We start from the raw sequence: 5,138 nt of genomic DNA on the forward strand, positions 1-5,138 counted from the left end.
AAATAAAGGAAGATTACAAGCAAATAGTTATTGACTGGGTAAAAGGTGAAAAATTATGGATAAAAGAAGAAATAGGATAAAGTTCTTTGGCAACTTCAGACACGCTCAGACCATTATGTGAAATTCCCCGCAAGAGGGGAGAAAAGTGAATCCTATTGCAAAGTAGATATTGTGGATAGCGGTTTTCTTTATTGGTTTAGGGCTTCAGGCAATGCCTGAGCTTTTCCGAAAAAATGAAAGAGCTTATAAAATAACGGGAACATGGGTGAGGAACTTGGGAATATTAATTTTCATTGTGCCGATTATACTGGCTCCTTTTGATGCTCAGCCAAGGATAGAAGGTATTTTAGGATTTTCGTTCAGAATCATAGGAATAATCTTAGCTGTTTTGGGGATAACTTTCATAGCAGTTGCATCCAAACATCTACTTAGAGTTGCTGGGCCGGAGCAGATACCAAGAGAACTTATCACCGATGGGATATATGGCAAAGTGAGAAACCCCATATATACAGGCGTAATTCTTTTTACAATCGGATGGAGCCTAATCTGGGGCGCTATCTACTCATTTTTCATAATCACCGGAATAGTCATCTTAATTTTGCTTGCTTTGATAAAATCCTTGGAAGAACCGATGTTGACAAGGGGACAAATTCTTGGAGTACAGAAAAAGAGTGCCAATGCTTTTTCCGTTGCCTATAATGGCACTAATAATTGCATTGACAACTATAATGATAGCCTTTGCGGTTACTGGTGTAATTCCACTCATATAATAATTCTACTAGAAGGATGTGCTCGCAACTTCATATAACAGCGGGATGCGGTTCGCTATTGCTTGCCCAGATGCTCGGCTTTGTTTTCGCACTTCGTATATCTACAGAACGATTTATAAAGCATCCATCTCTCTATTTCTTGGGGTGAGTCTATGAAGGGTGAGATTCAGGAAATTTTGCTAGGTGACTGTCCTATATGCGGTGCCAAAAATAGCTTAAAATCCTTGAACTTCATTCATGAAATTCCATACTTTGGAAAGGTTATGGAGTCGACTATAATCTGTGAGAAATGTGGATACAGAAATGCTGATGTTATGATGCTTGAAGAGAAGGAGCCTAGATTGTATACAGTAAGGATAAATGAAGAAAAAGACCTTTTCACAAGGGTAATTAGAAGCAAAAGCGGCACCGTTGAAATGGAGGAGATTGGGGTCAAAATCGAGCCCGGGCCTGCCAGCCAGGGGTTTATAACAAATGCTGAGGGTTTGTTAGAGAGGGTTAGGGAAACACTCCTCATGACGAGGCGTTTTAAGCTTGAGGATGGAGATGAGGAGGCAGTTAAAAAAGTCGATGAACTTTTGGAATACATTCATGAGGTTAAAGAGGGCAAAAAGCCCCTGACCATAAGGATTATGGATCCCTTTGGACACAGTGCCTTGGTAGGGGAGAAGGTTAAGAGCAGGCTCCTGAGGGAGGAGGAAATCAAGCGGCTCAGCAAGGGACCATATGTTGTCGTGGAACCCGAGGAATTATGATGCATAAACTTCCAGAATTTCTCCCTCTTCAACCTTCAGCTTATCTTCAGGGAGGAGGATAACCCTGTCGTATTCTATGGCAAATTCTATCTCTTCCTTTCCCCGCATGATTTTCATTATTGGAACCACTATTTTTTTGCCTTTGGGTTTGAGTTTGTATCCGGAGTATATGATCCCATCGAGGACTTCTCCCGATATTGCACCATCATCGAGCACACTATCAACTTTAAACTTTCCTACTGGTTTCTTTGACGCAATTTCACCGGATCTCCTAAAGAGCCTTTTCAAAAAGGACAATGGGTTCACCCTACAAGGTCTTTCATGTTCATTATAAGGGATTTTCCTACGAGGTCTATATCTCCAAACTTCTTGAGCCTCAGGGAAGCCGAGGATTCATAGGGGGTTGCATCTATAACTCCTGTCGCTATCCTCTCAAGCTCGGGCAGGGGGTTTATGGGGGCACCCTCCGCAATTTTTCTGTTCAATATGTAGAATGATTTTCGATTTTTGTTTCCTATAAAACTCCCTATGCTTCCTATAAGCGTGTAGAACTCCACAGGCTCTTTTGTGAAATAGAAGAGCTTTTCCAAACCTAAGACTATATTCATGGATTTTTCGATGTTTTTGAACACTTCCTGGGAGGCTTTCTTATATTTCAGGACATATGATGTCGGTTCGGAGCTTAGAGACACTCTGGCGACCACATTTCCAACATCTATTATTCCTCCCGTCTTTATGACATAGACATCTTTAAAGTCCTCTTCAATTCCGAGTATTCCGAGATGAATTTTTATGAGGTGGAGTGTGTCAAAGTTGTCATCTATAACAACGGGAATTTCATGCTCCCTAGCGTATTTCAGGATACCGAGAACCATAAATTCGGAGATGTAGGATGCATCACTCTCTATCAAAACCGTCTCACCAAATTTGACCCTATTAAGAAGACCGAAGAGGACGTTTTTTTCTTCCAACTTATTCACCCCTATCCCTTTAGACGCCATTGGATAAATAGATTTCGATGCATCATCTGAGGATGTCCTCTATTTTTATCTCGAATTTCCTCCCCAGAAGCTCGAGGTTTGATGCCTTCAGAATATTCACCTCTGCTTTCGTGCCCATAGGCTTTAAATCGAGGACTACACTGGCCATCTGATGCATAAGTGGGAGCGGGTTTACGACAGCATGGTAGAGTGCATCCTTGTTGATGAGATAGTACGCTGTTCTATTCTTCTCTCCTACAAATGTCGAGAGCTCTTTTATAAATCCTATAATTTCAGTTTGATTATTCCAAAGGAGGAAGAGCTCATCCATGCCCAGGGAAATGTCTATTCTCTTCGGGAGTTTCTTGGTGGACTGCTCAAGTATCTTCTTGTAGTTCTCCACCAGAATTCTCCCCTCATGTGCAAAGGGCATCTGCCCGAGAACATTCCCCACATTTCTCCTGCCCCCAATCTTCCCCACATATATCCTCTCAAAGAATGAGGTATCGATCCCTCCAAGCTCAAGCCTTTTCTTTATCGAGTAGAGGGAGTCAAGCACATCATCAACCCATACAGGGATTCCTGCTCCTTCGGCGTATTTGTAAATTGTCAGGAAGAGATATTCACTCAAGAAGTGTGATGGGTACTGCACAAGTACCGTATCCCCCCACTTAAGCTTTTTAACTGCGCTTAGAAACTCCTCCATGAGTCCCACCGAAGAATCTATGGAGTTTGAGATATATAAGCATAACTAAAAAAGAGGAGAGGTTAGAGTTTTACAACATGGACGGAGCAAGAAATACACGGATCAAATGCCCTAACGGTCTCTTCAAGTCTTTGAATGAAAGAGCTTTCATCTAATGTTCCATAGTTCCTCTTTGCTTCTTCGTACAGGCTGAGCTCCATCATGGCGTGGTTGAATGCTGTGGGTGTTATTATATTTGAGTAGGCTATGTTACCCTTCTCGTCAATTTTATAGTGGTGCACCAGAACTCCTCTGGGCGCTTCAGCATACCCAATGCCCTCTCCTTCCTGCACTTCTATGGGAACATTCTCTCCGTCGATACCCCTATCAAGGAGCTCTTTTGTAATTTCCTTTACCCTTTCCAAGGCGTAGATGAGCTCTATTGCCTGTGCAAGATTGTTAAGGCTTACATATCCCTGTTCCAGCAGTTCTCTGTGATCTTCAAAGAGCTTCTTTGCCATTGGGGTGAGCTTTTCGTTCTTGAGCATCAGCCTTGGGAGTGCACCCACCATAAAGATTTCTCCCTTGTAAAGGCTCTGTTTTGCAAAGCTGTACGAAAGGGAGCGCTCTTCAATCTTTTCCCTGTAGTCAAAGGAATCCCCATCCGAAGCTATGAGCTTTTCACCAACTAGATACTCATCGGTGGCTACATGATACTTCACCTTTGCTCCGAACGGCTCCTGGGAGGCAAATATTCCAACGGCTCTCCTTGCAAATCTCATCAAAGCTTTGCTCTGCTTTTCAATCTTCTCAAGCTCCTCCGGGGTTGGATATCTTCCAAATCCTCCGGGTTTTATATTTATTCCGTGGATTTCCCTTCCGCCTATGAGCTCCCTTATGTGGTTTCCAAATGCCTTTATGGTTATTCCCTCTTTGACGATTTCCCCATGCTTGCTAGCCATTCTCAATGCATCGGAATATCCGAAGAGGTCAGGGGCAACGAGCAGATAAAGGTGGAGGGCGTGGCTCTCTATCAGCTCTCCCAGAAGTCCCAGCTCCCTTAATAGTTCAATCTCCCTCGTGGGCTTAACCTTTAGAGCCTTCTCAATACCCCTAACGGATGCAACAGAGTGCGTTAAATAGCATATCGCGCAGATTCTAGCCTCGAGATCGGGTACATCCCAGTAATTGCGGCCAAGTGTAAGGAGCTCAAAGAACCTCGGCCCTTCGAATATCTTTAATCTGACCTCCTTTACATTGCCATTCTCCACGATTATTTCCGCTCCCCCGTTTCCCTCAACCCTCGTGAAGGCTTCAATCTCAATGCTCACCATCTCAGCTCCCCCCTCGCAAAGGTCTTGAACTTCCTCCTTATGTACTCCTCATCGTAGCCCAGCTCTTTGAGAATCTCAAACTCGCTCGCCGGATTGGCATCTTTTGGCAGCGGGCCCCGACATCCGATACATCCTATGCCCGATTTTATACACACGGCATTGCATCCTCCAAGTGTTATAGGACCGAGGCATGGTATTCCTTTCTTAACAAGAACACATTCATATTCGTTGAGCTTACACTCTATGCAGACAGGATAGTCCTTCTTGGGTGGTTCGACACCTTTGGCTAGATTCATGAGTACCTGATAAATCTCGTCCTTGTCATAGGGGCACCCGGGCAGGGCGTAATCAACGGCAACATACTCCGTTATAGGCTTTGAGTCCAATGCTTTCATAGGATTTGCCTTTGTTCCATAAACTTTCTCAAGCTTTTCCCGTATCTTGCCCTCGACGCTTCCCTGCACATCCCCATGGGTTGCACACGTGCCAAGAGCTATCAGATAGTTTGAGTGATTTCTTGCAAAATGGAGGAGGTTTAAATCCCTCTGGGTTGATACACTTCCCGTTACTATCGCAACATCGAAACTCCCGTGCTCTTTAAAGCTTGAAGCCAT

At 43.8% G+C, this 5,138-nt stretch carries 7 protein-coding genes; 2 read left to right on the plus strand and 5 right to left on the minus strand.

Annotated features, from left to right (window positions below; genetic code table 11):
• The first annotated feature begins 169 nt into the window (after window positions 1–169).
• The gene (locus ACXJGZ_RS02775; protein WP_456398257.1) at window positions 170–808 is read left to right on the plus strand and encodes a methyltransferase family protein; all 639 of its coding nucleotides are present in this window, start codon (window positions 170–172) and stop codon (window positions 806–808) included.
• A gap of 114 nt (window positions 809–922) precedes the next feature.
• On the plus strand, window positions 923–1,525 hold the full coding sequence (locus ACXJGZ_RS02780) for a ZPR1 zinc finger domain-containing protein (protein WP_456398258.1): 603 nt from the start codon (window positions 923–925) through the stop codon (window positions 1,523–1,525).
• Here ACXJGZ_RS02780 and ACXJGZ_RS02785 read toward each other — a convergent pair.
• From ACXJGZ_RS02785 to ACXJGZ_RS02805, 5 genes are all read right to left on the minus strand, one after another.
• A complete protein-coding gene (locus ACXJGZ_RS02785) occupies window positions 1,520–1,822 on the minus strand; it encodes a translation factor (protein WP_293257138.1) in 303 nt (100 codons plus the stop codon). The genes ACXJGZ_RS02780 and ACXJGZ_RS02785 overlap by 6 nt on opposite strands.
• A 5-nt stretch (window positions 1,823–1,827) precedes the next feature.
• Window positions 1,828–2,505 (minus strand): DUF257 family protein, encoded by a 678-nt coding sequence (locus tag ACXJGZ_RS02790; protein WP_456326347.1) that lies wholly within the window; start codon window positions 2,503–2,505, stop codon window positions 1,828–1,830.
• 43 nt (window positions 2,506–2,548) lie between these two features.
• Window positions 2,549–3,211, minus strand: a complete 663-nt coding sequence (locus tag ACXJGZ_RS02795) for a DUF257 family protein (protein WP_456398260.1) — start codon at window positions 3,209–3,211, stop codon at window positions 2,549–2,551.
• 62 nt (window positions 3,212–3,273) lie between these two features.
• Window positions 3,274–4,521, minus strand: coding sequence for an NAD(P)-dependent hydrogenase/sulfhydrogenase 2 subunit alpha (shyA, locus tag ACXJGZ_RS02800; protein WP_456326356.1), 1,248 nt, complete (start codon window positions 4,519–4,521; stop codon window positions 3,274–3,276).
• A partial coding sequence (locus ACXJGZ_RS02805) for an NADH-quinone oxidoreductase subunit B family protein (protein WP_456398259.1) occupies window positions 4,518–5,138 on the minus strand: 621 nt, incomplete at its 5' end. The genes ACXJGZ_RS02805 and shyA, both read right to left, overlap by 4 nt.

The organism is Palaeococcus sp. (in: euryarchaeotes) (assembly GCF_053987695.1).